This is a genomic window from Natrinema soli (assembly GCF_028618695.1).
In genome coordinates, this window is the sequence record NZ_JAQIVI010000499.1 from 1 (window position 1) to 2,437 (window position 2,437).

The 2,437-nt window shown below is 58.4% G+C and carries 4 protein-coding genes and 1 pseudogene; 2 read left to right on the top strand and 3 right to left on the bottom strand.

All coding sequences use genetic code 11. The features are described 5' to 3' along the window. Positions 1-320 (top strand): annotated as a pseudogene (locus PGX04_RS24870) (hypothetical protein); the annotation flags it as partial. Between the two features lie 72 nt (positions 321-392). Here PGX04_RS24870 and PGX04_RS24875 read toward each other — a convergent pair. After that, the gene (locus tag PGX04_RS24875) at positions 393-986 is read right to left on the bottom strand and encodes a GNAT family N-acetyltransferase (protein ID WP_273740953.1); all 594 of its coding nucleotides are present in this window, start codon (positions 984-986) and stop codon (positions 393-395) included. 216 nt (positions 987-1,202) lie between these two features. On the opposite strand from PGX04_RS24875, the gene PGX04_RS24880 reads away from it, so the two are divergent. Then, entirely contained in the window at positions 1,203-1,412 is a 210-nt protein-coding gene (locus tag PGX04_RS24880) for a hypothetical protein (RefSeq protein ID WP_273740954.1), read from the top strand. Positions 1,413-1,499: 87 nt separating this feature from the next. On the opposite strand, the gene PGX04_RS24885 is transcribed toward PGX04_RS24880, so the two are convergent. Then, the gene (locus PGX04_RS24885; RefSeq protein ID WP_273740955.1) at positions 1,500-1,967 is read right to left on the bottom strand and encodes a YciE/YciF ferroxidase family protein; all 468 of its coding nucleotides are present in this window, start codon (positions 1,965-1,967) and stop codon (positions 1,500-1,502) included. A 257-nt stretch (positions 1,968-2,224) separates the two neighbouring features. Beyond that, positions 2,225-2,437: hypothetical protein (locus tag PGX04_RS24890; protein WP_273740956.1), on the bottom strand; the 213-nt coding region annotated here is incomplete at its 5' end.

Sequence of the window (2,437 nt, forward strand, 5' to 3'; positions counted from 1 at the left end):
CGGCCGACCACTACCGCTACGACGAGGACCCGATCGGCTCGATCTCCGGCGTCGGCCTCGCGACGTTTCAGTACTTGCGCCAGCTCGCCGGCGTCGACACGCCCAGACCGGATCCAACGGTCGAACGGCTGCTCTCGGCCGTCGACGCCGAGCTCGAGGACTCGCCGATCGACGCGTCGACGAACCGCCGGACGATCGCCTCCTGCGAGTGGCTCGCGTTCGTTTCGGCGTATGGTCCCCTCGAGATTGACCGGATCGCGTGGTGGACGGCCACCGAGCCGGCGGATCGCGAGACGGTTCTCGAGGCCGCCCGTGACTGACTACTGCATCTTCGAACGGTTCTCGACCGCTCGCGGTACTATTCACCGAATCGTTCAGTATAGAACAACTAATTAGCGGTCGGATGCCTCGAAATACTCCTCTTGTGAAATCGTGTATCTGTGAACATCGGCTACGGTATCTGCCTGTGGATGCCAATTCCGCAAAAGCCCCTCGTATTGGCCGTCATACCGTTCAACGTACCTTTCGATTGCTCGTCGAGACTTCTCGTTCCCGCCAACGTGGGCGGCGACGACGAGTTCAAGGTCAAGTCGGTCAAACGCGACGGAGAGGATGGCATCGGCTCGTTCACCTGAATACCCGCGCCCCCAAAATCGTTTGTCGAGGATGATACCGAGGCTGGCAGACCGTTTCTCCCAGTCGGGGTACAGGCCCGTCGTTCCAGCGATGGCACCTGCACCGTCTTCGCCTTCCAAGGGCCGTATCACGTATTTTGCACCCTCCCTATCGTTCCACAGTTGTTCTGCTTCGTCCACGTAGTCGTGCGTCTCTTTCACCGTCTCGTGGGGGTTCGAGTCCCAGTACTCGAACATCTCCGCAGTGTCGTCGCCATTACTGTAGAACTCGTGGAGGGCAAATACATCGACAGTGTCGTGTGAGATTCGTTCGAGATGGAGGCGTTCCGTCTCGATGCGTTCAGGAAACATAGTGTACTATTCGTAGCCGTCAGTAATCATTGTTCAGTACGCATCTGTAGTTACCGAATCGGCCGTTTGGCTCTGTTGAAACTCTTAGAACATGATAGGTTTGATATCCTCTGCGGTAAGTACAGACGGCGCATAGAGCGGAAAACCCACGGACGAATATACTAGTGCGTTTCTCGGACGTAGGCTTCTTGTGCTTGAATAGCAATTGCAAATATGATGGAGACTCCGCAGTTCTACATCCGTCTTGAGGAGTGGGCACAGGCCATGTCTCGCAGTGGATTTGCTCTCCTCGTCGGTGTAGGGTCAGCGGTAGGACTGCTTGTTGTCAGCCCGATATTCAACGATATTGGGATTCTAAATGCTGTTTCGTTGGGTATTATGATGGCTGTGGTGTACTATGCATTTGACCCGTTGAACAAAGGATGAAGCGCTACATTTGCAGATCTACATCCCAGTTGCGTTACCGAATCATCGCTGAAACGACTCCCTGGAAATAGTCCGTCCGCTGATTGTTTAGACTACCGTCAGTTCCTGTGCCCGCTCGAGGCCGTTCTCGGCCTCCCGTTTGGTTCGCTCGAGGGGATCGGTGATCTCGTCCGGCAGCGCCATCCGATCGGCCAGCGCCAGCAGCGTCTCGAGTTTCGTGATCTCGAGGCGTTCGATCCCCCGGCCCAGTTCCGTCTCGACGAGATCACCCAGCACCGGATCGTTCAGATCGTCGACGATCACCTCGCGGTCGGTCCGCAACCCCTCGAGCGCCGGGTTCTCCACCGGCGCGGGCTCGGCTTCGATCGCGTCGAAGATCGGCTCGAGCCGTCCCAGTTGCTCCGTCGTGGTCTCGCTGTGGGCCATGAAAAAGTCCTCGAGATCCTCGTCGGTCGCGGACTCGGCGAGCCCCGACTGGAGGTCCTCGAGTTCGCGTTCGATGTGATAGAGCTCGCGCAGTTCGCGGACGAACAGGTCTCGATCACTTTCGATCATGGATGAAACGTCAGCGGGGACGTTCAAAGCGGTTCGCCCGTCACTCGAAACGTCCGTCCATATATCAGAAACTCGAAATGTCCGCCGCTCGCGCTGACCGCCATCGAACACCCGATCGTCTTCGGTGGTAGACCAGTGACTGAATCGCTTCAGGTTGTCCCTCGGCGCGACGAGACGGCACACGTTGCGGTCCGAATCCCCTAGTTTTACCGTTTTCCGGACGATCGCTCGCCTATGAGCCATCTGAAACTCGACTCTCAAACTGCGGGTTCGAAGCCGTCAGTGATGATCACTTCGACGGCGAGCACGAGACCCTCGACCACGACACCCTCGACCGCGACCGGCACCGAGATGGACCGATCCGCGGGGACGGTCGCGGGTGATGGAGCGTGATCGCGGACCGGGATCGCCTCGCGTCGACCGAGGCTCGCGACGTCGCCCTCGCCTGCCTCGAGGCCGGAATCGAGGCC

Bases quoted from the DNA above. Each gene is read 5' to 3' on its own strand.
- PGX04_RS24880 (WP_273740954.1), top strand. From the start codon at position 1,203: ATGGAGACTCCGCAGTTCTACATCCGTCTTGAGGAGTGGGCACAGGCC.
- PGX04_RS24885 (WP_273740955.1), bottom strand. From the start codon at position 1,967: ATGATCGAAAGTGATCGAGACCTGTTCGTCCGCGAACTGCGCGAGCTC.
- PGX04_RS24875 (WP_273740953.1), bottom strand. From the start codon at position 986: ATGTTTCCTGAACGCATCGAGACGGAACGCCTCCATCTCGAACGAATC.